Consider the following 23,737-nt stretch of genomic DNA (forward strand, 5'->3'; position numbering starts at 1 on the left):
GAGACTGAGTAGGGGTGGCCATAGGTCACCTCAGGGGCAGGGCGAGTCGGAAGTGGCTCGGGGAAGGTTTTATGGTAGGCCAGATTACCCTATCCGCCAAACCCAACATCGTCTTTATCCATGAATCGATGAATCCGGGCAACGAATCCTTTGGGATCCTCCACAGGGTAGGCATGCCCGATGCCCGGGACAATCTCGAAGCGGCTACGGGTTATACGCCGGGCGGTGTCCAGGCATTTCCAAGGGGGTGTCAGGAGATCCTCGGCGCCGGAGAGCACCAACACAGTCTCCTGAATGAGACTCAGCCGCTCTCGAATATCCCAGCCCAGGATCCCCCGGATCTGATGCAGGTTGCCGTGCAAAGGACGACCAGCACCCGTCACCACCTGGTGGTAGGCGCGAAGCACCCCATGGCGGGCTTCCAGGAAGGCATCGCCCCAAAGGAAAGGGGCCACGGCGTCAAACTGCATGAGGGGACCGCCCACCTCCAGGCAATGCGCCCAATGCTCCGTCTTGAGGGCCATGGCGAAGTCGATGTGGGGCATGGCGCTGGTGAGGACCGCACCTGCGAAGGTGCCGGGATAGGTGGTCAGCAGCTCCAGGCTCATGGCGCTGCCGTTGGACAGGCCCAGCAGCCATGGGCGTTCCACGCCCAGGATGCCGAACAGCTCCCAGGCCTCCTGGGCCAGGAGGGCCGTGGGATAGGGGCCATCTTCGGGCGCGTCGGATCTGCCCTGCCCCCGGCTGTCGAAGGTGAGGATGCGGTAGCGACCCGTCAGGCCAGGCAGCACGCCAGCCCACATGGTGGTGTCCGAGAGCAGTCCGTTCAGCAGCACCAACCAGGGGCCGTCCGGGTTCCCCTGCACGCGAAAGTGCAGCTTCACGCCCGAGCGCAGGGTCGCGAAGGTGGGCTGTGGCTTCATGCTCCGTGCCTCAGTTCGGAGGGCTGGTACTGCCGCTCGAACCGCCAGGCGCCGCCCTCCCATCGAATGACGGTACAGCTGGCCTTCTTCACTTCGAGGTTGCGGCCCGTGAGGTGGAAGATCAGCTCGCCGAGGAAAGGCTGGTGGCTGACGATGGCCAGGACACCATCCGCTTCTGCGGCGAGCCCGCGCAACCAGAGGTCCGCCAGGGGAACCCGGCCTTCCGGCAACACCATCAGGGAGGTCTCCATGGGGAAGGCTCCGGCGGCTTCCTGAAGGCAGACCATGGTTTCCATGGCACGCCGATAGGGGCTGCTGTAGCCCCGGGTGGGGAGGCGGCCCCCGGCCACGAGGCCCTTCATGGCCGCGCGGGTTTTCGTCCAGCCCTCTCGGGTGAGGGCGCGGTCCGCATCCTGTTGGCCAGGCCGGGGGTCCTCGGCGATGCCATGGCGGATGAGGAGCAGGGTTGTCACGCGGCACCTCCGGGCTTCGGCTTCGCCACTGTGGCTCTTCGCTCCTGCTTCGTGCTCATGCCACGATCTTACCGCTACCGTGAGGCTTTCCAGGCCAGCCGTGCTTCGCGCCGCCGATGCGCAGCCAGGTAGCGGGCATCCTCAGCGTAGGTGGTGGGATAGATGGGCGGTACCGGCTGGGGGCGCAGCTCGTCATCCACGTTGGTGAAGGTGAAGACACAGCTGTTGGAAAGGTTCGTCTGAGTCCGGTCGCGGCTCACGCGGATGATGTCGGTCTCGACACAGACGCTGGTGTTCCCGGAGTAGACGGCCCGGCTGAGAAGCTGCAGCTTGTCGCCCATCCGCACAGGCTGGACGAAATTGATGCGGTTCACGGCCACGATCACGGGCCGATGGGGGGCCACCTGCTCGGCGCAGATGGAGGACTGTTCATAGGCCTGGCGAATCAGGTGCCCACCGAAGATCTTGGTAGGAACGTTCTCGTGCTCCGGATAGGTGCGCTCCCATCCGCTGGTGACGCAATCCCCAGCCATCAGTCCCCGGAAGTCGGGCTCGTCCTGGGCCGCGTGGAGGGACGCCAGCAGGGCGTATTCCTCGCGGCTGGGAGGTTCCTGGGCCTGGTGCAGCTGCGGGCGGTAGTGTTCCCGCCGCGCGATGGCCCGCTCCCAGCGCCGCACCGCCAGGGCATCGTCACGCTCGAAGGCGGGCAGGACCAGGCTTTCCGCCCCGGCCCCCGTGGTACTGCGGGCCACCATGGTGAAGTAGCAGGAAGCGATGTGCGCGCCTGGGCTGCCCCCGGGATCCGCGGCCTGCTCGACGCGGATGCCCACCTCCAGGCTGGTGCGGCCCACGAAATTGATCCGGGCGCGGAACACCAGGTCGCGGCGGACGTCTGCGGCGTGGCGCACGTAGATGGTGTCGATGGCCGCCGTCACCACCCGGGCTTTGGGATGAACTCCCCGCACGTACTCGAGCGCGCATTCCTCCGCGAGCTTGTCGAGGACTTCAAGGATCAGGCCGAAGCGCACGTTGGCCGGGAGGTCCTCGTCCAACAGCATGTAGCGCCGCCGCAAAGAGGGATCGGAGCCAAGGGGGAGCGTGAGGATGCGATCTTCGGGGAGAGCCATGGACCAGTATGCCCGAGCCGTGATTCTCCCTGGAATATCAAGGCGTTTCGTGGGATGCTGATCGTTTGGGCCCCTCCCGGCTGGCGCTGTTCGCCAACAGAGATTGCCATTCGGCACACTCGCGCAGGGATAGCCCCGGGAGACATCGTGAGTGAGACCACCTTCGCAGCCCTCGGCTGCAGCGAAGCCCTGCTGGCCGCCCTGGCCAAGCGCGGCTTCGAGACCCCCATGCCTGTCCAGGCGCAGACCATCCAGCCGGGCCTAGAAGGCCGTGATCTGCTGGTGCAGAGCCGCACCGGCTCAGGCAAGACCCTGGCCTACGGCCTGCCGCTGCTGCAACGCCTGTCGGACGATCGCCACACCCAGGCGCTGATCCTCCTGCCAACGCGGGAATTGGCCCAGCAGGTGGGCGCTGAGTTGCACACCCTCGTGCCCAAGCTTCCCATCGCCAACCTCGTCGGCGGCGTGGCCTACCAGCCCCAGCTCCGGGCCCTGCAGATGGGTTCACCCGTGGTCGTGGGCACCCCCGGACGTGTGAAGGATCACCTCGACCGCGGCACCCTCGACCTGAGCCGCGTGACCATGATCGTCCTCGACGAGTGCGACGAAATGCTGAACATGGGCTTCCTGGAGGATGTGGAGACCATTCTCGCGAAGGTGCCCGCGGGGCCCCAGACCTATCTGTTCTCGGCCACCCTGCCTGCCCCCATCGCCAAGCTGGCGAAACGGTTCCTCAAGGATCCGGTCCAGATCCAGCTGGCCGAGGCCGGCGAGCACGCCGTGCATGCCGACATCGCCCACACGCCCGTGCTGGTGCCCGATCACCAGCAGGTGCGGGCGCTCGTGAACCTGCTGCTTCGCGACCAGCCCAGCTCCGCGCTGATCTTCACCAAGACCAAGGCCCAGACCGAGGAAGTCGCGGAAGAGCTGACGGTCTCGGGCCTGCCCGCGGCCTTCCTGCACGGTGATCTGGCCCAGGCCACCCGCACCCGCATCCTCGGCCAGTTCAAGGATGGCAAGTTGCGCTACCTGGTGGCCACGGACGTGGCGGCCCGCGGCCTCGACATCGAGGGCCTCCCCTTGGTGGTCCACGTGGGCATCCCCACCCAGCTCGAGAACTACATCCACCGGAGCGGCCGCACGGGTCGCGCCGGCGCCAAGGGCACCAGCCTGGCCCTGGTGGGCTGGAAGGAGAGTCGCATCCTGCTGGCCTGGGGCCGCCGCGGTGGTCTCCAGCTCGACTGGCGCGCCGTGCCCACCCCCGCAGAGATCCGCGAAGCCCAGACCGTCAAGCTCCTGGATGGCATCCAGGGTGCCGCCAGCGCCGCCCTGCTCACCCAGGCCGCCCAGCTACTGAAAGACGCCGATCCCGTGCGCCTCGTGGCCGGTCTCCTCGGCCTCGTCCAGGCCGAACAGTCTGCCGGTTTCGAGCTGCCCAACGAACCCGAGCGCAAAGCCAAGCCCCGGTTCGACTCCACCCGCGAACGCAAGGAAGGCGGCCCCCGCCCCCAGCGTTCCTACGCGGAACGCAATGCCGCCCGCGGTGATTCGCCTCGCCCCGATTCCGCCTTCTCCAAGACCCGTCCCGACGGCAGCTTCAAACCTAGGAGCGAGTTCGACGAGAAGCCCCGTCCCTATGTGAAGTCCAAGCCCAGCGCCGCCGCGGGTCCCCGCAAGGCCTGGGAGGATCGTCCCGCCGCCAAGGACACGCCCCGCCCCTGGAAGGCCGCGCCCACGAAAGCGTGGAAGAAGAAGTAGCCTTAGTCTTCTCGAATCTCCAAAACAGAGGGCGCCGAAGGGCGCCCTCTGTTTTGGAGCGAGTGAAACACGGATCATCCATTCGGATCCGTCGCGTTCAGGTCCACGGGCTTGGGTTCCTCCACCGGCTTGGGACGGCCCCAGACGTGGACCTCCACGGGTTGCACTGGGGCCTTGTCGCGAGCTTCCTTCACTTTCTGGATGGCCTCGGCATCGCTGCCCGATTTAGGCGTGGTACCGGGCTTGAAGGCGAGATGGAGCACCCGGTCGGCAGTCGCCGAGGTAGCCAGCAGGCCCGTGTAGCGGTCGATGTCTGCCCACTCCATGCCCGCGGGAACCTGGAACTCCTCCCGGGGGGTGGTGGGCAGGGCCACCTTCATGAAATCGATCCAGATGGGCAGGGCCACCTTGGCGCCATCGGCCCCGCGGAAGATGGTCTTCTTCTCGTCGAGTCCCACCCACACCCCGCATACCACACGCGTGGAGAAGCCGATGAACCAGGCATCCGTGTGTTCATCCGTGGTCCCGGTCTTGCCTGCGATGGGCCACTGCAATTCCGCTCCGGCGCGGGCGCCGGTGCCAGCGGTCGCCACGCCCTGGAGGCACTGGATGAGCTGGAAGGTGCTCTGAGGATCCAGTACCTGCTCGGTGGCCGCGCCGTTGTGGCTCTCCAGGACGCGTCCGTTGCGATCCACCACCTTCTTGATGAAGAAGGGTGGCGGCGACTGAAGGCCGTCGTTGGCAATGGTGGCGTACCCGCGCACCATCTCCTTGAGGGTCAGATCCGCGGAACCCAGGGCCAGGCTGGGGTACGCCGGAATGCTGCTGGTCAGGCCGCACTTGCGGGCGTAATCAATGACGTTGAGCACCCCGGTCTCCTCAAGGGTGCGCACCGCGGGCACATTGCGGGAATCCCGCAGGGCCTCCCAGATGGGAATGGGTCCCCAGAAATCCCGCTCGTAGTTTTTTGGCTCGTAGGGTTTCGCGCTGCCACGCAGGGGCTTGTATTCCGTGGTGCCATCCGGCTGGGTGACCGTGAGGAAATCCCCGGTGTCGAGGAACCGGGTCGGAACGTCCAGGACCATGCTGGCGGGCGTCTTTCCGGCGGTGAAGGCCGCGCCGTAGACATAGGCCTTCATGGTCGAACCCACCTGCCGCTGGGCCTGGGTGGCGCGGTTGAACTTGGAGCGGTTGAAGTCATACCCGCCCACCATGGCGCGGATTTCGCCGGTCTTGGGGTCCACCGCCATGAGGGCGCCCTCGACCTGGGGCTCCTGATCCAGCTCCACGGTCTTCGGCGTACCGTCGTCCGCGGTCTTCACCATGAAGAGCGGCGCAGCTCCCCTGGGCAACAGCTTCTGGAGGTCTTTGCCAGCCCACGCGAAGGCGCTTGCCGGCACGTCCAGGGTCGCCTTGGCGATGCGGACCTGGGCCACCCCGCCCTTCCATCCGAGGATCACGCCACGAACATTGTCGCCGTTCTCGAAATAGTGCCTCCAGCCGTTGAGCTGGGTGGTCTCGGGATCGGTCACGAACTGCACGGCATCTTTCCGGAAGCCACGGCGCCGGTCCACGACCCTCAGCCCGGCCTGGACGGCTTCGTTGGCGGCCTCCTGCCAGTAGCTATCCACGGTGGTCGTCACTTCCAGACCGCCGTTCAGAACCTGCTCGCGGCCGTACTTCTCGTAGAGGTACTTGCGGACTTCCTCCACCACATAGGGAGCCACCGCCTCTTCGCGGGCGTTTTCGCGGGCCAGGCGGATGGGCTTGTCAACCAGTAGGCTGGCCTCCTGTGGCTTGAGATAGTCCTCCTTCACCATGCGCAGCAGCACGTGGTTGCGCCGGGACTTGGCGGCAGCACGTGCTTTCGGGTCGGGGTTATAGGGGTTGTACCAGTTCGGATTCTGCACCAGGCCAGCCAAGAGGGCGCACTCCTCCACGTTGAGCTGGGGGGCGCTCTTCCCGAAATAGAATTCCGCGGCCGCCTCGATGCCGTAGCGGCCCCCACCGAAGTACACCTCGTTGGCGTACATCTCCATGATCTGCTTCTTGGAGTAGGCCTTCTCCAGCTTGCGGGCGAGGATGATCTCTTTCAGCTTGCGGTCCAGTCGCTTCTGGCGCTTGGCAGTGACGGTGCGGATGAGCTGCATGGTCAGCGTCGAGGCACCTTCTCGGCGGCGGCCGAAGCTGGTGATGAAATTCACGCCCGAGCGCACGAGGCCCCGGGCCGAGACGCCGCTATGGCCCCAGAAATCCTGATCCTCCGTGGCGACCAGGGCATTCACGAAGGCTTTGGGAATGTCGCCGTAGGGGATCACCACCCGGTGCTCCTCGGCGAAGATGCCGATCACGTTGCCGTCGTGGTCGAGCACCTTGGTGATGGTCTTGGGCACGCGAATCGCGAACATCGTCAGGAAGCTGTCCGCGTCCCGCGACATGATGGACCAGGACACGGCCAGAGTGGCCGCCCCGACCACTGCCAGGGCCAGGAAGGCCCACAGCGCTCGGCCGAACCACCGGCGTGAAGAAGTGGAGGAGGATGCCTGGGTGGGAGCCATGCCCCAAGGATAGCGTTAGAGTGATCCCATGCCCCAGCGACTGATTCTCGTGGCCAAGATCAAATCCCCGCGCTTGGCTTCCACCCTGCGCGAGGCGCTGCCTTCTTTCCTTGAGCGGGGCTGGCTCGTGACGAGCGAACCGGCGTTGGCTGAAGCCTGGGCTGAAGCTGGCCTGGACCCTGCCCATCTGGCGCTCGACCCGGAACTGGGTGTCTCGGGCCCTGTTCCGGACCTGTGCCTGGTGCTCGGAGGCGACGGAACCCTGCTCCACGCCGCCCGGCGCGTGGGCATGCGAGGCACCCCCATCCTGGGCATCAACCTCGGCTCCCTGGGATTCCTCACGGCCCATCCCGTCTCTGAGGCCACCAGCGCCGTCCAGGCCTTCCTCGCAGGGACGCTCGTGGCGGACCGGCGCCCCATGCTGGAGGTGGAACTCTGGCGCGGCAACCGCCTGCTGGCCCAGCAGACAGTGCTGAACGACGCGGTCGTGGCCAAGGGTGCCCTGGCCCGCATCATGGACATGCATCTGCGGGTGGGCGACCAGGACGCAGGACCCATCAAGGCGGACGGACTCATCGTGGCGACGCCCACCGGGTCCACCGCCTATTCCCTGTCGGCAGGTGGCCCCATCCTGCATCCCAGCCTCGAAGCCTTCGTCATCGCCCCCATCTGCCCCCACACCCTGACGCTCCGACCGTCCGTGGTGCCCGCCTCCCAGCCCATCTCGATCACCTTGGAAGAAGCCGAGGACGCCCACCTCACCCTGGACGGCCAGGTCGGCTACCAGCTGCTGCCCGGTGACGAAGTCCGGCTGCGCCAGGCCCAGACCCGCATCACCCTGCTCCAGCGACCCGGCCTCGACTTCTTCGCCTTGCTACAGCAGAAGCTGCATTGGGGCGATCGGTAGGATTCAGGCTGGAGATTGGAGGCTGGAGCTACGGCTCTCTGGGCGGCCCTGCGGACCGCACCAGGCTTTTCCCGTTGGGCCGGCCGGGTGGGTCAGCCCCGCACTGGGCTATCAGGCGCGCCGCATGGCGGCGCAGCAGGAAGCAGTACCTCCAGACTCCAGCCTTCTGTCCGGTCTGTCCGCCGCAGACCGCCCCGCCCCCTTGCCATTCCCGACCATCTGGTCGGCGGCAGTCTGCGCTGCGGCCCGCTTGTGACCACGCGCACATGGGGTGGGCATGACACTTCCACCTAGTAGGACCTGTGTCCCTGCATGGAGTCTCCATGGCCCTCAAAGAACGACCCAAACCCTATTTGCTGCCGGAGTACTGCAAGGGCTGCGGCCGGTGTCTCGACGCCTGCGCCAAGGACTGCATCACCCTCAGCGACCAGATCAACCCCCTGACGGGCCTGGTCCCGGTGGAACTGGACCTCACGAACTGCAACGCCTGCGGTCTCTGCATGGACGCCTGCCCCGAGCCCTACGGCCTGCGACCCGCCCACGAAGGCGAGATCCAGGACTTCGAACTGGAGGACCCGGCCAAGATCTTCGGCGTGAAGCCCAGCGATGCACCCGTGCCGGTGGATCTGCCCTCCGAAGTGCTGCCGCTGCCCCGCACCGAGCCCCTGGTCATCAAGGGCACGTACGCCTCGGCCCTGGGCGCATTGCTGGCAGGTTGCCGCCACGTCTACGGCTACCCCATCACCCCCTCCACCGAGGGCGCCGAGCTGATGGCCAAGTTCCTGCCCAAGCTCGACGGCACCTTCATCCAGGCTGTGAGCGAAGTGGCTACCGTGAACATGATGTACGGCACCGCCGGCGCGGGCCTGCCCACCATGACCTTCACCTCCTCGCCGGGCTTCAGCCTGATGCTCGAGGGCGTGTCCTACATGATCGGCGCGGAGCTGCCGGGTGTCTTCGTGGATGTCATGCGCGGCGGGCCGGGCCTCGGCAACATCGCCCCTGAGCAGTCCGACATCAAGCTGGCCTGCCACGGCCTCGGCCACGGCAACACCCAGGCCATCGTACTGGCGCCCTCCACCCCCCAGGAAATGCTCGACCTCACCATGCTGGCCTTCGAGCTCACTTTCAAATACCGCAATCCCGTGATCCTGCTTGGAGACGGGTACCTGGGCCAGATGACGGGCAAGGTGCAGCTACCCGACACCATGATCAAACCCGGCATCCCCAAATGGGCGGTCTACGGCGATGCCATGCACCGCCGGAACGTCATCACGTCGATCTTCCTCACCGAGAGCGATCTCGAGGCCCACAACGTGCACTTGAACGCCAAGTACGACGCCATGAAGGTCGAGGCTCGCGGTGAATCCTTCCTCTGCGACGACGCCGAGGTGGTGCTCATCGCTTGCAACACCCCGGCCCGCACGGCCAAGGGCGCGGTTCAGGAACTTCGGCATCAGGGCATCAAGGCCGGCCTCTTCCGACCCATCACCCTCTGGCCCTTCCCCGTGGAAGAGCTGAAAGCAGCCATCCATGGCGCCCAGCGCCTCGTGGTGGTGGAGGCCAGCGCCGGGCAGCTGGAGGATGAGATCCGCCTCGCCCTCAGCAAGGCCGGCGTCTACCAGTTCCCCGAGATCGAATCCGTGCGCCGCATGGGCGGCGTCCTGCCCCAGCAGAGCGAAATCATGACCCGGGTCCTGGGTCGGAAGGAGGTGCTCGCATGAGCAAGGCCAGCGTCTTCTACGACCGGTTTGAGCGCCATTCCCACGGCGAGGGCCTGAAGGGCCACGCCACCCACTACTGCCCTGGCTGCGGTCATGGCTTGGCCCACAAGTACCTGGCCGACGCCATCGACGAGCTGGGCATCCAGGACCGCACAGTGGCCGTGAGCCCCGTAGGCTGCTCGGTCTTCCTCTACTACTACTTCGATGTGGGCAACACCCAGGCCGCCCATGGCCGTGCGCCCGTGGTGGCCCTGGGCCACAAGTTCGCCAACCCCGAGAGCGTGGTCATCAGCTACCAGGGCGACGGCGACTTGGCCTCCATCGGCCTCGCGGAAACCGTGGCCACGGCCCAGCTCGGCGCCCCCATCACCGTCATCTTCATCAACAACGCCATTTATGGCATGACCGGCGGCCAGATGGCCCCGACCACGCTGATGGGCCAGACCAGCTCCACAAGCCCGGCAGGTCGCAACGAGTACAACGGCCAGCCCATGAAGATGGCGGAGCTCATCGCCGGACTCGATGGGCCGGTCTACGTCGAGCGGGTGGCCCTTTACGATGCCAAGCAGCGAATCAAGGCCAAGAAGGCCATCCAGAAGGCCATCAAGCTCCAGGTGGAAGGCCGCGGCTACTCGTTCATCGAGGTGCTGGCGGAGTGCCCCACGCACCTGAAGATGAACCCTGAAGAGACCGAGAAGTGGGTCAAGGAATGCATGGAGCCCGTGTACCCCCTGGGCGTGAAGAAGGACATCACCGTCGATCCCTGGTTCAAGCGGAACCCGCCCTGTTTCAAGGGCGAGAAGATCCTCAGCCTGGCTGGCGCCACCTCCGAGCATCCCGAGCGCTTCTGCAAGGGCTTCCCCACGCATCTGGCGCTGAACGACATCTCGTTGAAGCTGGCCGGCTCGGGTGGTGACGGCGCCCAGACCGCCGCCATGCTCATCGCCCGCGCCGCCATCAGCGAGGGCTTTGACGCCACCCACATTCCCAGTTACGGCCCCGAAAGCCGCGGAGGCACATCCTACGCTGATGTGCATGTAGCCGAGGACGAGGTGCTGAACCCAGGCTCCCCGGATCCCCAGGTGCTCATCGCCTTCAACGCCCCGAGCCTCGCCAAGTTCGGCCCCACGGTCCGCAAGGGCGGCTTCGTCATCTACGACAGCTCCGTGGTGACCGACGCCCCCGTGCTGGATCCCAGCATCAAGATGTTCCCGGTGCCCTTCACGGGCATTGCCACCGACCTGGGCAAGGCCGTGGTGAAGAACATCGTGGCCCTGGGCGCCCTCCAGGCCGCCACGAACATCTTCCCCAAGGACACTCTGCTCGGCTCGATCCGCACGGCCCTGAAGGACAAGTGCGCCCTGATCCCCCTCAACGAAGAAGCTTTCGCCTGGGGCATCAAGTCCGTGGAAGCGCTCGAAAAGTAACGCCCGGCATCTCCCCAGGAGGCAGCCATGACGGATATCGCCATCCAGACCACCCTCAGCGCCGAGGAATGGAAGATTGTCATGGCCCTCCGGGAGATCCCGGACAGCCCGCTCCGTGCCAAGGTCTCCGGCCTCTTCGAAGACCTGGTGCGCTTCATCCAGCAGCCCCGGTGCCTGGGGATGCAGAGCGACGGCTTCCCCTGCGGCAGCCCCCACACCAGCTGCGAGGAATGTCAGCACATGCTGAACGTCCTCGATGAGCTGGCGGCTCGGGTGCCTGTTCAGGACTGAATTCAGACGGGAAAACGGGGACAGGATTAACAGGATGAACTGAAGGATTAACAGGATTTCAAAAGCACTAATCCTGTTAATCCAGCCTTCAATCCTGTTAATCCTGTCCCAGCAGTTGCGCCTCGCTACAGGCCGCCCCGCAGGTTCGCGAAAGTCCTCAGCCCTGCTTCGGTGGGCTTGAGCAGGGCCACGAGGCGGCCGCCGTGGATGGCCCGAAGGGGCGCGCCGGGGTCGGGGAAGCCCTCGGGCATGGCCCAAGTGGCAGGTCGGGCTTCGCCCGTGGGGATGGCGCGGCCGTGGGCCAGGTGATCCGCTTCTTCATCCGAGAGCAGGCGCGCCGGGCACCACGGCAGCAGGTCCGCACCAGTGAGCAGGCGCTCCGAGCCCTCGCCTGGATCGACCCAGGGCCCGATGGCGGTGCGGCGGAGGGCCGTGAGGTGGGCACCGTAGCCCATCGCCCGACCCAGGTCTCGGGCCAGGCTGCGCACGTAGAAGCCGCCCCGGCAGGTGAGTTCCAGGGTGCTGCGCTGAGGTCGACCGTGGGTGAGATCGTGGGCGATCCAGCGGGCGGAGAGCAGGAAGACACGGCAGGGCTTCATCACGACTTCTTCGCCACGGTGGGCCTTCTTGTAGGCTGCCTCACCGTCGATCTTCTTGGCGCTGGTGGCGGGGGGCACCTGGTCCGTCCAGCCCAGAAAGGGTGCCAGGGCGGCATCCAGGGCTTCCGGCGTCAAGCCCGTGGAAAAAGCCTCGGAAACCGGCTTGCCGTGCAGGTCGCAGGTATCGGTTTCCACGCCCCAGGCGACCTCGGCCACGTAGGTCTTCGGCAGCGGATGCATCAATTCCATCAGCCGTGTGGCCTGGCCCGCCAGCACCAGCAGCAGGCCGTCTGCAAAGGGGTCCAGTGTGCCGCCATGGCCCAGGGCCAGCTTCTTCTGCCCTGCCTCGAAGGCCCGGCGCTTGAAGCCGCGGATCACGTCAAAGCTGCTCTGGCCCACGGCCTTGTGGACGAGGTGGATGCCGGATTCAACCATTCAAGTTTCTTCCGCTTCCGGGTCCACGGGCCGCGCGGCCCGCTCCTTCTCGATGTCCGCGAGGAGGGTCTCCATGTGGTTGCCGTCTTCCAGGGTGCCGTCCGGGAAGAAGCGCAGTTCTGGTACCCGCTTCATCTTGAGGCGCGAGGCCAGCTGACTGCGCAGGAAGCCCGCCGCGCGCCCCAGGGCCTTGCGGGTAAGGCCGTCCTGGGCCTCCTGATCCCCGCCGTTCGCGGGGAGCACGGTGAAGTACACCTTGGCCACACTCCGGTCCGGTGAGAGACGGACGGCCGTGAGCGTCACAAAACCCAGCTCGGGATCCCGGAGCTCGCGCTGCACGATTGTCGAGAGGAGGAAGTGGACTTGGTCTTCAAGGCGTTCAGGGCGTTGCATGGTTTTCCTTTGCCGTTCCCATTGTACCCCACCCAGCCTTTTCACCTTCTCTGGCGGCACGGGCCTCCGCCATTGGATACCCTGGGTTTTTCAAAGGGCGCTGCCTTGACCGACTGGTTCGAAGCGTGGTTCGACGAAGACTATGCCCTGCTCTACGCCCACCGGGACGCGGAGGAGGCTCGTCTGGCGGTGAGCCAGGCTCTGCGGGTGGCTCCGGAACTGGGCCAGGGTCCCGTGCTGGATCTGGGTTGCGGCGCGGGACGCCACCTTGAGATCCTGCGCCAGGGTAATCCTCTGGCCTTCGGCATGGACCTCTCCCCGGCACTCCTCCGCCTGGCTCCTACGAGCCTGCGTGCCTGCCTGCTCCGGGGCGACATGCGGCGCCTGCCCGTGAAGGAGCACTCGCTCTCCGGCATCTGTCTCTGGTTCACACCTTTTGGCTACTTCTCTGATGACCAGAATCGCGAGCTGATGCTGGATCTGGGGCGCCACTTACGCACCGGCGGCGTGCTGGTGATGGACTACCTCAACGCCGAGGAGGTGAGACGCACCCTGGTGCCCGAAGACACCCTGGAGCGCGCCGGGGTGCGGGTCCTGAGCCGCCGCGCCATCGAAGGGGACCGCATCGTGAAGCACATGACCCTCACGCAGCTGGATACCGGGGAGACTCGCGAGGCCATGGAGAGCGTCCGCCTCTATCAGCCCGCGGCCCTCCAGGAAATGGCTGCCACCGCAGGTCTGCGCCTGCGGTGCGTCATGGGCACCTACACCGGGGAGGCCTTCACCGAGGACAGCCCCCGTTGGATCGGCATCTTCGAGAAACCCTGTCAGCAGTTTGGATGACGCCCTGGCCATCCTCCGTCAGAATGGAAGGTTCCAAATGCAAGGAGCAGCCATGGGCTTCCAGTCGGTGCGGGATCTCAACGTCAAGGGCCACCGGGTCTTTCTCCGGGCTGATCTGAATGTGCCGCTGAAAGAAGGCCGCATCACGGATGCCACCCGCATCCGTGAGACCCTTCCCACCCTGAAGTGCCTGCTGGATGGCGGGGCCTCGGTGGTATTGGCTTCCCATCTGGGCCGGCCCGAGGGCAAGGGTTTCGAGGTCGCCTTCAGCGCCGCGCCGGTAGCTGCCTGGCTGAAGGAGCAGGGCTTCGACTGCCGCCTGGCCAGCTACGTGAATGGCCCGGCCGTGGAAGCCGAAGCCGCCGCCCTGAAACCAGGCCAGGTGCTCCTGCTGGAGAACCTGCGCTTCGAGAAGGGTGAGACCAAGAACAACGATGACTTCGCCACCAGCCTGGCAAAGCTGGCGGACACCTACGTGAACGACGCCTTCGGCGCGGCGCATCGGGCCCACGCCTCCGTCAGCGGCATGGTCGCCCACTTCCCCAAGGAGCGCGTGGCCGCGGGCTTCCTCATGGAGAAGGAGCTGAAGGCCCTCGGAAAAGTCACGGAGAACCCGGAAAAGCCACTGGTGGTGATCTTCGGCGGCGCCAAGGTGAGCGACAAGATCGAACTCATCCAGAACTTCCTCGGCAAGGCCGACGCCATCCTCATCGGTGGCGCCATGAGCTACACCTTCCTCAAGGCCCAGGGCTTCGAGATCGGGAAGAGCCTGTGCGAGGAGGACAAGCTGGACCTGGCCCTGGACCTGCTGAAGCAGGCTGGGATCAAGGGCACTCGCCTGCTGCTGCCCCTGGATCATCTGGCCGCCTCCGAATTCAAGGAGGACGCCGATTGCGCCATCACGGTGGACCAGAACATCCCCGCTGGCCGGATGGCGCTCGATATCGGCCCTGAAACTGTCGCCACCTACGCGGCCGAGATCCGCGCGGCGAAGACGCTGCTCTGGAACGGCCCCATGGGCGTCTTCGAGATGGCCTCGTACGCGGCCGGCACCCTGAGCATGGCCGAGGAACTGGCCGAGGCCGCGGACCGGGGTGCCTTCGTACTGGTGGGCGGCGGCGACAGCGTGGCAGCCGTGAACAAGGCCGGCGTGGCCGCCCGGATGAGCCATGTCTCCACGGGTGGCGGCGCCAGCCTGGAATTCCTCAGTGGCCTCGAACTGCCGGGCGTCGCGGCCCTCCAACGCTGACCAGCCTCCAGGCAGGACATGCCGGGCAGGTGGATCGCTGATAGCCTCTACTTCTCCCCCACTGGTCCTGCCCCGGCCACCCCGCCGTCGACTGGTCCTGCGCCACCCAGGAGATCCTCATGCGCTTCGTCGTCGCCAACTGGAAAATGAATTTCCTGTCCGACCAGGCCCGCGATTTTTGCGAAACCTTCCTCGCGGACTACACGCAATCGCCTTCGGTGACGGCCGCCATCGCGCCCCCCTTCCACCTCATCCGCCCCGTGGCCGACAGCCTCCGAAGCCGCCAGGTGCGCGTGTTCGGGCAGAACGGCCACGCGGAACCGAACGGCGCCTATACGGGCGAGATCTCCATGGCTCAACTCCAGGACGCGGGCTGTTCAGGCGTGATCCTGGGCCACAGCGAGCGCCGCCAGCTCTTCGGCGAAACGGACGAGGCTCTGGTGGCGAAGGTGAAGGCCGCCCGCGACTGGAACCTGCTTCCTCTGCTCTGCGTGGGCGAGACCCTTGAGGAGCGGCAGCAGGGCCGGACCCTGGAGGTCCTGGACCGCCAGCTCTCCATTCTGGCCCGCACCGGCCCCACGCCCCTCTGGGTGGCCTACGAACCGGTCTGGGCCATCGGCACCGGCCTGCGTGCGGACGTGGGCCAGATCCGCCAAGCCCACGCCTTCATCAAATCGAGGATCGTCACGCTCATGAACCTGACCTTCGGTCCGGTCCCCATCCTCTATGGCGGCAGCATCACCCCCGAGAACTTCCCCGAGCTGCTCGACATTCCCGAGGTGGCCGGCGGCCTAGTGGGCGGCGCCAGCCTGGATCCCGTGAAGTTCGCCACCCTGGTGAAGCAGGCGGGCTGATCAGTCACGGCTCAGGAAGTGATCCGCCACTTCGACGACCAGCCCGACCAAGCCCGCTGCCGTGAGCCAGTGATTGGGTGCGCCCAGCTGCTGCCCGAATTCATAGGAAGAAGCTGGGTGTTCGGTGATCTCGACCGTGGCGCGCTTCGCCTCCTTCAGCTCGGCGAGCTCCTGCTCCCGGGCGCGGTCCAGGCCACCACCGGCGATGAAGCCCAGCAGTCGGCGCAGCTCGTCCCGGTCGAACCAAAGGCCGTGGGCCTTGCAGACATCCAGCACCACCCCTGATCGCCGTGCGTAGTTCACCCGGTTCATGCGCTGCCCACAGGCAGGACAAGGGCGGTACTGCACGGCCCCCAGCGCCGTCACGGGCGGGGCCCAAGGGGCCGGAAGAGCCCCCAGCACGGCGCCCTGGCGCTCCCGGCTGGCACCCAGCTGCTCGAACATGGCCCGGTCCAGCCATAGGCCGCCGCAGGCCAGGCAGGCCAGCGTCTCAAGATCACCCACGCGGCTGGCGGCGAGGGGCCTCCCGCAGGCAGGACAGGGGGCTCCTTCGGCTGTGCCCGAGGCTCGCGGGGCCATGGCGGCCCCACAGGCCGGACAGTGGCTGGCCGACAATGGCACCAGGGCGAAACAGGCGGCACAGGCCACCGTGGCCAGCTGGGCCTGGCAATAGGGACATTGCGGCACATCCGGAGGTACCGGAGCACCGCAACCGGAACAGCGGAGGGTCTGGGCTTCCATCAGTCTTTCTTCGGTTCCGGGTCCGGCTTGGCCGGGGGCGGCTCGTCCCGCTTTGCGGCGGGCTCCTGGTAGAAGCGCTGCTCCGCGAGCCGCATCCAGTGGAACTCGGAAGACAGTTTCTGTACCACGACGCGGGCGAAGCCCTTGGCCTCCTCCTCACGGATGCGGCCGTCGTCGTCCCGCGATCCGGGGGGGAGGGGATCCATGGCCTCGACCACCTCTGACGGTTCGATGGCGTCGGTCCAGAGCGGTTCCGGATTCCCGGGCTGGACCAGCCGGACCTGGGCCCGGACCACCTGAGGCCGGTAGCCCAGCCGATCGCGAGTGTGTTCCTGGGCCATGGCCGCGTTGGAGCCGGCCCACAGGCCCCAGAACAGGCCATCCACCACGCTCCAGCCACGGTTGCCCGAAGCTGCGCTCAGGGCGCCCACAGTCGCTCCCACAGCCACCCCCACGGTGGTGGGGCTGGGCTGGCCCGGCGCCGGGGAGACATCCCGAATATCCACCTGGAGTTCCACGGCCCCCACTGGTGGCTGCACGCCTTCCGGAACAACCACCACCCGGGTGGCCAGCCGGGCCCGCAGGGCCGAGGCGTATTCCTTCTGGAAGCCCTCACGATCGGCCAGGCCCGCGGGCAGGCTCACCGACACGCTCACGGGCCCGGGATGCTGCCGGAAGGCTTCCACCTCTGGCCGTTGACAGGCCAGTGCCAGCATCAGGGGGGCGAGGAGCAGGATGGGAGTGCGCCGCATGGTGACCTCCGGCCCAAGTCTGGGGGCGGGCCTGGTCCCTGTCCAGACGGCCCTTCCTTTCTGAGCGGTAGAATCAGGCTCCTTCGCGAGGCCGCATGCTCATTCTTATGGAACCCTCCGCCACCCGCGACCAGGTGGGCGAAGTCCTGGCCCTCCTGGAATCCGCGGGCATCCGCAGCCAGGTGAACGAAACCCCGGAGGCCCTCAGCATCGTGGCGCCGAACGCCTCCAAGGCGCTGAAGCCGGACCGCATCGAACCCATGGCGGGCGTCCGGCGCGTGGTGCCCATCACCAGCCCCTACAAGCTGGCCAGCGCGGACGCGGCCGCGGAGCGCACGGTGGTGGACGTGCGCGGCGTGAAGATCGGCGGGCCCGACCTGGTGCTGGTGGGGGGGCCCTGCGGCGTGGAAAGCCGGGAACAGCTCTTCACCGTGGCCCGCTACGTGGCCGAGGCCGGCGTGAAGCTGTTGCGGGCTGGCGCATTCAAGCCACGCACCAGTCCCTATGCCTTCCAGGGCTTGGGGCTGGAAGGCCTGCGGCTACTGGAGGAGGCCCGCGCCGAGTTCGGCCTCGGCATCGTCACCGAGGCCACGGAAATCGAGACCTTCGACGATGTAGAGCGCAGCGCCGACATGGTGCAGATCGGCGCCCGCAACATGCAGAACTTCGCTCTGTTGCGCCGGGCCGGACGCTGCGAAAAACCCGTGCTCCTCAAGCGGGGTCCCTCGGCCACTCTGGAGGAGTGGCTCTACGCCGCGGAGTACGTGCTCGGCGAGGGCAACCGGAACCTGGTGCTTTGCGAGCGGGGCATCCGGACCTGGTCCGATCACGCCCGCAACACACTGGACGTCAGCGTGATCCCGGCGGCGAAGATCCTCACTCATCTGCCGGTCATGGTCGACCCCAGCCACGCCACGGGGCGGCGGGACCTGGTTATCCCCTGCGCCCTCGCGGGCGTGGCCGCGGGCGCCGATGGCCTGCTGGTCGAGACCCACTGCAACCCCGAGAAGGCCCTGAGCGATGGCCCCCAGGCCCTGCTGCCTTCGGACTTCATCCGCCTGGTGGAACGGGCCCAGGCCGTGCATCGCGCCCTGCAGGCGCCCAGCCTCACTGGGCTCTGGATGTAGGCCCCGCCCTGTGCAAGACTAGGAGGTTCGGAGTTTCCATGAATGGCCTCGCCCTCGCGCTTCTGATCCTTTTCGGTGTCCTGCTCATCGGGACGATCCTGCTGCAGCCCGGCACCAAGGGGGGGCTCGGCGCCTCCTTCGGCGGCGGCGGCGCGAACTCGGCTTTCGGCGCCCAGGGCGCCACGCCCTTCCTCTCGAAGGCCACCTATTGGCTGGCCGCCGGCTTCCTGGGCACCACGCTGCTCATCGAAGTCCTGATCATCCGTGGCAACCGCTCCGTGCTGGAGAAGATCTCCGACAAGCCCACCATCACCGTGCCGGCGCCGATCGTACCTGCACCCGCTCCTGCGCCTGCTCACGCACCCACCCCGGCTCCCGCGAAGAAGTAGGCTCGCCCTGCGCGAAACGGGGCATTGACCGCATTCGCGCTTTGGGTGAAGATGGTTGTTCCACGTGCCCGCGTGGTGAAATTGGTAGACACGCCATCTTGAGGGGGTGGTGGCCACAAGCCGTAGCAGTTCGAGTCTGCTCGCGGGCACCAAACGAAAGAGCGCCGGTTTCGGCGCTCTTTTGCTGTCAGCCATCAGTTGTCAGCTCTCGGTGACTGATAGCTGATAGCTGATAGCTTCAAACCATGTCCTGGCCTGCTTCCTCCGATCTCCTCGCTCCTCTCGCGCCCTGGTTCGACAGCGTACGGCGGGACCTGCCCTGGCGGGCCGGAGACCTTGATGTCCCCCACCCGGATCCCTATGCGGTGTTGGTGTCCGAGCTGATGCTCCAGCAGACCCAGGTGGCCACGGTGATCCCCTACTTCACGCGCTGGATGGAACGGTTCCCCAGCCCCGAGACTCTCGTGGAGGCCGACGAGGACAGCGTCCACAAGGCCTGGGAGGGCCTCGGCTACTATCGGCGCGCACGCTTCCTGAAGGCCGCCGCTGGCCGCATCGCTGCCGAGGGCTGGCCCAGTGACCTCGAGGGACTCGCCGATCTGCCGGGGCTGGGGCCGTACACTGCCGCCGCCGTGGGGTCCATCGCCTTCCAATGGCCCGCCCCTGCTTTGGATGGCAACGCCTTCCGCGTGCTGGCGCGCCTGCTGGTGATCGAGGGCGATCCCAAGGTTCAGGCCGCGAACCTGCGCACCTGGCTCGCCCCAGCCCTCGAAATCCTCGGCCCCGCCCGCATGACGCAGGCACTCATGGAACTGGGCGCCACCACCTGTTCGCCCACCCCCGACTGCGGAGCCTGCCCCCTGGCGGACCGCTGCCTCGCCTGCCTCTCCAACCGTACGGCGGAGATTCCGCCTGTGGCGAAACGGGCGAAACCGAAGGTCTCTTCCCTCTGGCTGGTGGCCATGGAGGCCGAGGGCCACGTGCTGCTGCATGCCCCCGCAGCCAAGGGCCTCCTCGCGGGCCTCTGGCGCTGGCCCGCACTCAGTGCGGATCCAATCCCGGCCCAGCCGGTCGCTCCCAATGCCCAGTCCCTCACGGCCTGGCCCGGCTGGACCCAGGTCTACACCCATCGCCGCGAGGTTGTGAGCCCGCTGCATCTGCGTCTCGAGGCACGCTTCGAAGCGGCGGTGGGCCTGCACTGGGTGCCCTGGACTGAGCTCCCCGCCCTTCCCCTCGGGAGAAGGGATCAGCGTCTGCGTGACCTGCTGGCCGTCCCGGGACAGACGCCCATTGAGGCGCCGGATCCGACCGCCCTCATCCGAGTCTGTGCAGTCCCTTTGGCGTAATCCGCAGATCCAGGGGCGGCAGGCCCATGTCCCGCAGGGCCGCCTCCGCGGCTTCCCGCTGGCCATCCTTCACCACCAGGAGACAGCAACCGCCTCCGCCCGCGCCGCAGGGCTTCATGCCGGCGTACCAGCCGCCGCGGTGGCCCCGTTCCCGCACGGCCCGCATGGCATCCGTCTCCACCGCCGGGGAGAGCCTTACCCGGGCCTGGCCCTCACGCTCCAGCAGGGTGGCCACTTCGGCGGGATCCGATGGCAGGGCTAGGGCCATCTCCCGGGCGATGTCTCGGATATCGGTCAAGGCCTGGCGGGTCTGGAGGTCGCCCTCGACGAACCGCTTGTAGGCCTCCCAGTTGGTCATGCCGGAGTGATGCGGCTTGCCTGTGTAGAACACCACCAGGTCGGCCAGGAGCCCAGGATGAGGCTCCAGGTGCTCCCAGCGGGGCCCGGGGCCGTCCCAGTGGAGCGCCAGGGCCCCGCCCAGGGCCGCCGGATAGTAGTCCTGCCAGCCGGCAGGGGTTTGAAGCTCACAACTTTCCAGGTCCCGCAGAATCGGCACCTTACCTGCAAGACCTTCACCGGCCTCCTCATGCAAGACACTGCCCAGCAGGCCCACACCCAGGCAGGAGGACACCCCCAGGCCCGAACCCTGGGGCACGGGGCTGTGAAGGGTCACCACCGCCGGCGGCGCTCCCGACGCGTCAAGCACCCGCCAAACCCAGGAAAGCCCCTTGGGCGGCTCCGCGGGCCAAACGTCGAAGGCCAGATCGATCCCCAGATCCCGGCTGGTGAACCGGTGGCCGGGGCCCTGGCGCACCAAGTCCAACTCGATCCAAAGATCCACGGCGGCGTTCACTGTGAGGCAGCCACCCATCATGGCGTAGATGGGCCATAGATCGAGGGTGCCGCCCGCGAAGTCGATCCGGACGGGAACTCGCCAACGTTCTGGATTCATGCGCTCAGAGCCCCAGGTCGCTCAATTCCTGCTGGGCCGTGCGGGCCTCGGCACTGCCCGAGAAGCCGTCCACCAGTTCACGGAAGGCCTTCACGGCGGCAGGCTTCAGTCCCTGTTTGAGGAAGCACTGGGCGCGCTTGAGCTTGGCGGGCAGGAACTGGGGCGAAGCGGCGTGGTCCTTGATGATGCGGTCAAAGGCCATCTGGGCCTTGTCGTAGGCCTTCTGGTTGTAGTGGGAGAGACCGAGGAAGAAGAGGGCATCCGGGCGCTTCGCGCTCTGGGGATAGTCCCTCAGGAAGTGGTTGAGGCCTTCAGCAGCGAGAGGATAGTTGCCGCGGTTGTAGTCCAGCACGGCCGCATTGAAGGCGCGCTCGTCTTCGGAGGCCTGGGCGGTCGGCTGGGTCTCGGCGACCATCCGCGTTCCGCCCCTGGGCAGGCTGTTCAGGCGGTTGTTCAGGACTCTCGTGGTGTCTTGCACCTGGCGCAGGCTCTGCTGCAGATCTGCCTGGAAGCGGCGGTCCTGGTCCCGGGCCTCCTGGGCAGCCTTCTGCTCGGCCTCGGCGCGCTTGTTCCCGTCCTCGGCCTGTTGGCGCAGCTTGAAGACTTCGAGCTTGAGGTCACCCACCTCCTGCTCCACACGGCGGAGCTGGTCCTCGGAATTGCACCCGACGGCGAGCAGTGCGATCAAGGCCGGAAGGAACAGCGTTCGGACGTTCATGGGGCCTCCGGAGTTCCTGTTTATCCTAAACGAAAAGCGGGGGCAGCTGCCCCCGCTTCGTGTGTTCTGGAACGCTTACTTGAGCTTGAACTCGCCGCGGCGGTTCTGGCTCCAGCAGGCTTCCTTGGCCTCGGTGCAGAGGGGCTTTTCCTTGCCATAGCTGATGGTGGTAAAGCGGGCCTCGTCCACACCCAGGGTCTTCAGGTAGGCCAGGGCGGCGGCGGCACGGCGGTTGCCGAGGGCCAAGTTGTATTCGTTGGTGCCGCGTTCATCGCAGTGGCCTTCGATCTCGACCTTGGCAGCGGGATAAGCCTTCATGAAGTCGGCGATACCCTGCAGGAGGGGACGATCGCCTTCCTTGATGTCGGACTTGTCGAAGTCGAAGTGGATGGTCTTGAGAGCAGCCTCAGCGGCCTTCTGATAGGCAGCGGCCTTCTCGACCTCGGCAGCCTTGCGGGCAGCCTCGTCGGCGGCGGCCTTATCAGCGGCGGCCTTGCGGGCGGCTTCGTCGGCGGCAGCCTTGTCGGCGGCGATCTTGTCGGCGGCATCCTTGTCGGCCTTGGCCTTATCCCAGCCGTCGTACCAACCCTGCATCTTGTGCGGGTTTTCCTTGGCTTCCTTGGCACTCAGGTATGGATTGGTATCGCGGGCCTTGCCGTCCTTGAACGCCTGGTAGCCCTCGTTGAAGGCCGCCTGGGTCTCCTGCTTGATCTGCTCCGCCGTCTTGGGGGGCTTGCAAGCGAGGCTGCCGAGCGTGAGCACGATGGCAGCGGGGACGAGGTAGGTTCCGTATCTCATGGGATTGTTCCTCCTGGATGAGCCTGAGTATAGATGGATGACACTCAGGAAATTGTCATTTATTTTTTAACGTGCTCGGGTCCACTTGGGGCTTTGGCAGCCTGGAAGTTCCGTCATGCGTACTACCTGACGGCCCGAGAGATCAGTGGTGAAGATTTGCATAGAACCGAAGCGATTGCTTGTAAACACAAGCCGCCGTTCATCAGGCGACCAGCACGGCGATTCGGAAGTGCTCACGCCAGTGGTGATCTGATAGGCCTTTCCTTCGCCCAGTTTATAGATAAAAAGATCGAATTTGCCCTCAAAGCGCGATACATAAGCGATCATCGCACCGTTGGGACTCCATGCCGGACTGGCGTTGTACTGGCCTTCGCTGGTCAATCGGCGCAGGTTGGAGCCGTCGTCCTGCATGAGAAACACCTGCGGCCCTCCCTCGCGATCCGATGTGAAGGCGATCTGGGTGCCGTTGGGATTCCAGCTAGGTTCGGTATTGATGCCATTGCCATCGGTCAAACGCCGTGCGCGTCCGGTTCCCAGGTCCAGCACCATGATGTCGCTGTTCCCGCGACGATCGCCCTGGACGAACGCGAGGCGACGGCCGTCCGGAGACCATGCTGGCGAGGAAATCATGCCCCCCGAGCCAGTGGCGGGATACAACTTCTCGTGGGGACCGTCCCGTCGACGCTGACCCCAGATCTCGGGCGCCCCCCCCTTGTAGGTCACGTAAGCCAGGCGACCATCCACCGCCACCGTGGGCGACAAGGTCAGGCTGCCGTGCCGAGTAAGCTGGATCAGATTCGCGCCATCCCGGTCGATCTGGAACAGTTCCTTCACGCCCGGCGCCATCTGACGGATGAAGACCACCCGACTGGAGGCCACGCCACGCTCCCCGGTGAGCCTGGCCACCAGGTCATCGGCGAGGGCATGGGCCAGGCGCCGGAGCGGCACCATCCGGTCGGCCTTGTAGGGCTTGGTGAAGACGGCCTTTTCTGCGGCCGTATCCAGAGCGGAAGCCTCGAGTTGAAGGTCGCCCGCCACCCCTCGGGTGAGCCGGACGGTCAGCAACCACTGGGCACCGGCCTCCTTCCAGGCTTTGGCCGGGGCCGAGTCGGCCGGCAGCCGCTCTTGGAGTACGGCGAAGACCCCGGTCTCGTCCAGATCGCGTCTGAGCACCGCCGTGAACTCCGTTGCCACCTGAGCCTCTTCAAGGCCGGACAACTTGGGCGGAGCCATGCCCAACACCAGCTTCGCGCTGCTGGAGGCGCTCAGCACCACCTCGGTCTGCTGGGCCTGCAGGGCCATCACAGCGAAGGTGAGCAGGAAGGTCCGAACAAGGAATCGCAACATGACAGC

Annotated in this window: 23 protein-coding genes and 1 tRNA gene; 12 read left to right on the top strand and 12 right to left on the bottom strand. The window is 66.4% G+C overall.

Going from position 1 to position 23,737, the window contains the following annotated elements; translation table 11 throughout:
* Window positions 1–89: 89 nt before the first annotated feature.
* From NOV74_RS04070 to NOV74_RS04080, 3 genes are all read right to left on the bottom strand, one after another.
* Window positions 90–923, bottom strand: a complete 834-nt coding sequence (locus NOV74_RS04070) for an alpha/beta fold hydrolase (RefSeq protein WP_257309493.1) — start codon at window positions 921–923, stop codon at window positions 90–92.
* On the bottom strand, window positions 920–1,396 hold the full coding sequence (locus NOV74_RS04075; RefSeq protein WP_257309495.1) for a SixA phosphatase family protein: 477 nt from the start codon (window positions 1,394–1,396) through the stop codon (window positions 920–922). Before NOV74_RS04075 ends, NOV74_RS04070 begins: the two co-directional genes overlap by 4 nt.
* A 74-nt stretch (window positions 1,397–1,470) precedes the next feature.
* Window positions 1,471–2,523, bottom strand: coding sequence for an acyl-CoA thioesterase (locus NOV74_RS04080; protein ID WP_257309497.1), 1,053 nt, complete (start codon window positions 2,521–2,523; stop codon window positions 1,471–1,473).
* A 147-nt stretch (window positions 2,524–2,670) separates the two neighbouring features.
* On the opposite strand from NOV74_RS04080, the gene NOV74_RS04085 reads away from it, so the two are divergent.
* Entirely contained in the window at window positions 2,671–4,281 is a 1,611-nt protein-coding gene (locus NOV74_RS04085) for a DEAD/DEAH box helicase (RefSeq protein ID WP_257309499.1), read from the top strand.
* Between the two features lie 74 nt (window positions 4,282–4,355).
* Here NOV74_RS04085 and NOV74_RS04090 read toward each other — a convergent pair whose 3' ends face one another.
* Window positions 4,356–6,839 (bottom strand): penicillin-binding protein 1A, encoded by a 2,484-nt coding sequence (locus NOV74_RS04090; RefSeq protein ID WP_257309500.1) that lies wholly within the window; start codon window positions 6,837–6,839, stop codon window positions 4,356–4,358.
* 28 nt (window positions 6,840–6,867) lie between these two features.
* Here NOV74_RS04090 and NOV74_RS04095 point away from each other — a divergent pair, with 28 nt between their 5' ends.
* The 4 genes from NOV74_RS04095 to NOV74_RS04110 all read left to right on the top strand — a co-directional run bounded on the left by NOV74_RS04095 (window position 6,868) and on the right by NOV74_RS04110 (window position 11,188).
* Window positions 6,868–7,746 carry an NAD(+)/NADH kinase gene (locus tag NOV74_RS04095; RefSeq protein WP_257309502.1) on the top strand — a complete coding sequence of 293 codons (879 nt, stop codon included), beginning with the start codon at window positions 6,868–6,870 and terminating at the stop codon, window positions 7,744–7,746.
* Window positions 7,747–8,069: 323 nt separating this feature from the next.
* The gene (gene vorB / locus NOV74_RS04100; RefSeq protein ID WP_257309504.1) at window positions 8,070–9,470 is read left to right on the top strand and encodes a 3-methyl-2-oxobutanoate dehydrogenase subunit VorB; all 1,401 of its coding nucleotides are present in this window, start codon (window positions 8,070–8,072) and stop codon (window positions 9,468–9,470) included.
* On the top strand, window positions 9,467–10,897 hold the full coding sequence (locus tag NOV74_RS04105) for a 2-oxoacid:acceptor oxidoreductase family protein (RefSeq protein ID WP_257309505.1): 1,431 nt from the start codon (window positions 9,467–9,469) through the stop codon (window positions 10,895–10,897). Before vorB ends, NOV74_RS04105 begins: the two co-directional genes overlap by 4 nt.
* Window positions 10,898–10,924: 27 nt before the next feature.
* The gene (locus NOV74_RS04110) at window positions 10,925–11,188 is read left to right on the top strand and encodes a hypothetical protein (RefSeq protein ID WP_257309507.1); all 264 of its coding nucleotides are present in this window, start codon (window positions 10,925–10,927) and stop codon (window positions 11,186–11,188) included.
* 125 nt (window positions 11,189–11,313) lie between these two features.
* Here the strand turns inward: NOV74_RS04110 and truB are convergent, their stop codons facing one another.
* A complete protein-coding gene (gene truB / locus NOV74_RS04115; protein WP_257309509.1) occupies window positions 11,314–12,222 on the bottom strand; it encodes a tRNA pseudouridine(55) synthase TruB in 909 nt (302 codons plus the stop codon).
* Window positions 12,223–12,615 (bottom strand): 30S ribosome-binding factor RbfA, encoded by a 393-nt coding sequence (rbfA, locus tag NOV74_RS04120; protein WP_257309511.1) that lies wholly within the window; start codon window positions 12,613–12,615, stop codon window positions 12,223–12,225.
* Window positions 12,616–12,720: 105 nt separating this feature from the next.
* On the opposite strand from rbfA, the gene NOV74_RS04125 reads away from it, so the two are divergent.
* The 3 genes from NOV74_RS04125 (at window position 12,721) to tpiA (ending at window position 15,561) form a co-directional block, all read left to right on the top strand.
* Window positions 12,721–13,458 (top strand): class I SAM-dependent DNA methyltransferase, encoded by a 738-nt coding sequence (locus tag NOV74_RS04125; protein WP_257309513.1) that lies wholly within the window; start codon window positions 12,721–12,723, stop codon window positions 13,456–13,458.
* Window positions 13,459–13,510: 52 nt separating this feature from the next.
* Window positions 13,511–14,707: a phosphoglycerate kinase gene (locus NOV74_RS04130; RefSeq protein WP_257309515.1), complete on the top strand. Its 1,197-nt coding sequence runs from the start codon at window positions 13,511–13,513 to the stop codon at window positions 14,705–14,707.
* A 119-nt stretch (window positions 14,708–14,826) separates the two neighbouring features.
* A complete protein-coding gene (gene tpiA / locus NOV74_RS04135; RefSeq protein ID WP_257309517.1) occupies window positions 14,827–15,561 on the top strand; it encodes a triose-phosphate isomerase in 735 nt (244 codons plus the stop codon).
* Here the strand turns inward: tpiA and NOV74_RS04140 are convergent, their stop codons facing one another.
* Together NOV74_RS04140 and NOV74_RS04145 are read right to left on the bottom strand one after the other, a co-directional pair.
* Window positions 15,562–16,302: a zf-TFIIB domain-containing protein gene (locus tag NOV74_RS04140; RefSeq protein ID WP_257309519.1), complete on the bottom strand. Its 741-nt coding sequence runs from the start codon at window positions 16,300–16,302 to the stop codon at window positions 15,562–15,564.
* The gene (locus NOV74_RS04145; RefSeq protein ID WP_257309521.1) at window positions 16,302–17,054 is read right to left on the bottom strand and encodes a hypothetical protein; all 753 of its coding nucleotides are present in this window, start codon (window positions 17,052–17,054) and stop codon (window positions 16,302–16,304) included. The genes NOV74_RS04140 and NOV74_RS04145 overlap by 1 nt, the downstream gene beginning before the upstream one ends.
* Window positions 17,055–17,149: 95 nt before the next feature.
* On the opposite strand from NOV74_RS04145, the gene aroF reads away from it, so the two are divergent.
* The 4 genes from aroF (at window position 17,150) to NOV74_RS04165 (ending at window position 19,916) form a co-directional block, all read left to right on the top strand.
* Window positions 17,150–18,181 carry a 3-deoxy-7-phosphoheptulonate synthase gene (aroF, locus tag NOV74_RS04150; protein WP_257309523.1) on the top strand — a complete coding sequence of 344 codons (1,032 nt, stop codon included), beginning with the start codon at window positions 17,150–17,152 and terminating at the stop codon, window positions 18,179–18,181.
* Window positions 18,182–18,219: 38 nt separating this feature from the next.
* Window positions 18,220–18,570 (top strand): preprotein translocase subunit SecG, encoded by a 351-nt coding sequence (gene secG / locus NOV74_RS04155; protein WP_257309525.1) that lies wholly within the window; start codon window positions 18,220–18,222, stop codon window positions 18,568–18,570.
* Window positions 18,571–18,636: 66 nt separating this feature from the next.
* Window positions 18,637–18,722 (top strand) — tRNA-Leu (locus tag NOV74_RS04160).
* 93 nt (window positions 18,723–18,815) lie between these two features.
* On the top strand, window positions 18,816–19,916 hold the full coding sequence (locus NOV74_RS04165; protein ID WP_257309527.1) for an A/G-specific adenine glycosylase: 1,101 nt from the start codon (window positions 18,816–18,818) through the stop codon (window positions 19,914–19,916).
* Here NOV74_RS04165 and NOV74_RS04170 read toward each other — a convergent pair.
* The 4 genes from NOV74_RS04170 to NOV74_RS04185 form a co-directional block, all read right to left on the bottom strand.
* Window positions 19,885–20,868: a GHMP family kinase ATP-binding protein gene (locus tag NOV74_RS04170; RefSeq protein ID WP_257309529.1), complete on the bottom strand. Its 984-nt coding sequence runs from the start codon at window positions 20,866–20,868 to the stop codon at window positions 19,885–19,887. The two genes, NOV74_RS04165 and NOV74_RS04170, sit on opposite strands and share 32 nt — an antisense overlap.
* 4 nt (window positions 20,869–20,872) lie before the next feature.
* Window positions 20,873–21,586 carry a tetratricopeptide repeat protein gene (locus tag NOV74_RS04175; protein ID WP_257309530.1) on the bottom strand — a complete coding sequence of 238 codons (714 nt, stop codon included), beginning with the start codon at window positions 21,584–21,586 and terminating at the stop codon, window positions 20,873–20,875.
* A gap of 75 nt (window positions 21,587–21,661) precedes the next feature.
* Window positions 21,662–22,384 (bottom strand): peptidoglycan-associated lipoprotein Pal, encoded by a 723-nt coding sequence (gene pal / locus NOV74_RS04180; RefSeq protein WP_257309532.1) that lies wholly within the window; start codon window positions 22,382–22,384, stop codon window positions 21,662–21,664.
* Window positions 22,385–22,450: 66 nt separating this feature from the next.
* Window positions 22,451–23,731: a beta-propeller domain-containing protein gene (locus NOV74_RS04185; RefSeq protein ID WP_257309534.1), complete on the bottom strand. Its 1,281-nt coding sequence runs from the start codon at window positions 23,729–23,731 to the stop codon at window positions 22,451–22,453.
* Window positions 23,732–23,737 lie beyond the last annotated feature (6 nt).

Source organism: Geothrix fuzhouensis (assembly GCF_024609325.1).
Classification (GTDB): domain Bacteria; phylum Acidobacteriota; class Holophagae; order Holophagales; family Holophagaceae; genus Geothrix; species Geothrix fuzhouensis.

Coding starts and splice junctions, on each gene's coding strand:
- aroF (WP_257309523.1), top strand. CDS start 17,150: ATGCTCATTCTTATGGAACCCTCCGCCACCCGCGACCAGGTGGGCGAA.
- NOV74_RS04105 (WP_257309505.1), top strand. CDS start 9,467: ATGAGCAAGGCCAGCGTCTTCTACGACCGGTTTGAGCGCCATTCCCAC.
- secG (WP_257309525.1), top strand. CDS start 18,220: ATGAATGGCCTCGCCCTCGCGCTTCTGATCCTTTTCGGTGTCCTGCTC.
- NOV74_RS04185 (WP_257309534.1), bottom strand. CDS start 23,731: ATGTTGCGATTCCTTGTTCGGACCTTCCTGCTCACCTTCGCTGTGATG.
- NOV74_RS04090 (WP_257309500.1), bottom strand. CDS start 6,839: ATGGCTCCCACCCAGGCATCCTCCTCCACTTCTTCACGCCGGTGGTTC.
- NOV74_RS04070 (WP_257309493.1), bottom strand. CDS start 923: ATGAAGCCACAGCCCACCTTCGCGACCCTGCGCTCGGGCGTGAAGCTG.
- NOV74_RS04130 (WP_257309515.1), top strand. CDS start 13,511: ATGGGCTTCCAGTCGGTGCGGGATCTCAACGTCAAGGGCCACCGGGTC.
- NOV74_RS04175 (WP_257309530.1), bottom strand. CDS start 21,586: ATGAACGTCCGAACGCTGTTCCTTCCGGCCTTGATCGCACTGCTCGCC.
- NOV74_RS04080 (WP_257309497.1), bottom strand. CDS start 2,523: ATGGCTCTCCCCGAAGATCGCATCCTCACGCTCCCCCTTGGCTCCGAT.
- NOV74_RS04165 (WP_257309527.1), top strand. CDS start 18,816: ATGTCCTGGCCTGCTTCCTCCGATCTCCTCGCTCCTCTCGCGCCCTGG.
- NOV74_RS04110 (WP_257309507.1), top strand. CDS start 10,925: ATGACGGATATCGCCATCCAGACCACCCTCAGCGCCGAGGAATGGAAG.
- vorB (WP_257309504.1), top strand. CDS start 8,070: ATGGCCCTCAAAGAACGACCCAAACCCTATTTGCTGCCGGAGTACTGC.
- NOV74_RS04140 (WP_257309519.1), bottom strand. CDS start 16,302: ATGGAAGCCCAGACCCTCCGCTGTTCCGGTTGCGGTGCTCCGGTACCT.
- NOV74_RS04095 (WP_257309502.1), top strand. CDS start 6,868: ATGCCCCAGCGACTGATTCTCGTGGCCAAGATCAAATCCCCGCGCTTG.
- tpiA (WP_257309517.1), top strand. CDS start 14,827: ATGCGCTTCGTCGTCGCCAACTGGAAAATGAATTTCCTGTCCGACCAG.
- truB (WP_257309509.1), bottom strand. CDS start 12,222: ATGGTTGAATCCGGCATCCACCTCGTCCACAAGGCCGTGGGCCAGAGC.
- pal (WP_257309532.1), bottom strand. CDS start 22,384: ATGAGATACGGAACCTACCTCGTCCCCGCTGCCATCGTGCTCACGCTC.
- rbfA (WP_257309511.1), bottom strand. CDS start 12,615: ATGCAACGCCCTGAACGCCTTGAAGACCAAGTCCACTTCCTCCTCTCG.
- NOV74_RS04170 (WP_257309529.1), bottom strand. CDS start 20,868: ATGAATCCAGAACGTTGGCGAGTTCCCGTCCGGATCGACTTCGCGGGC.
- NOV74_RS04145 (WP_257309521.1), bottom strand. CDS start 17,054: ATGCGGCGCACTCCCATCCTGCTCCTCGCCCCCCTGATGCTGGCACTG.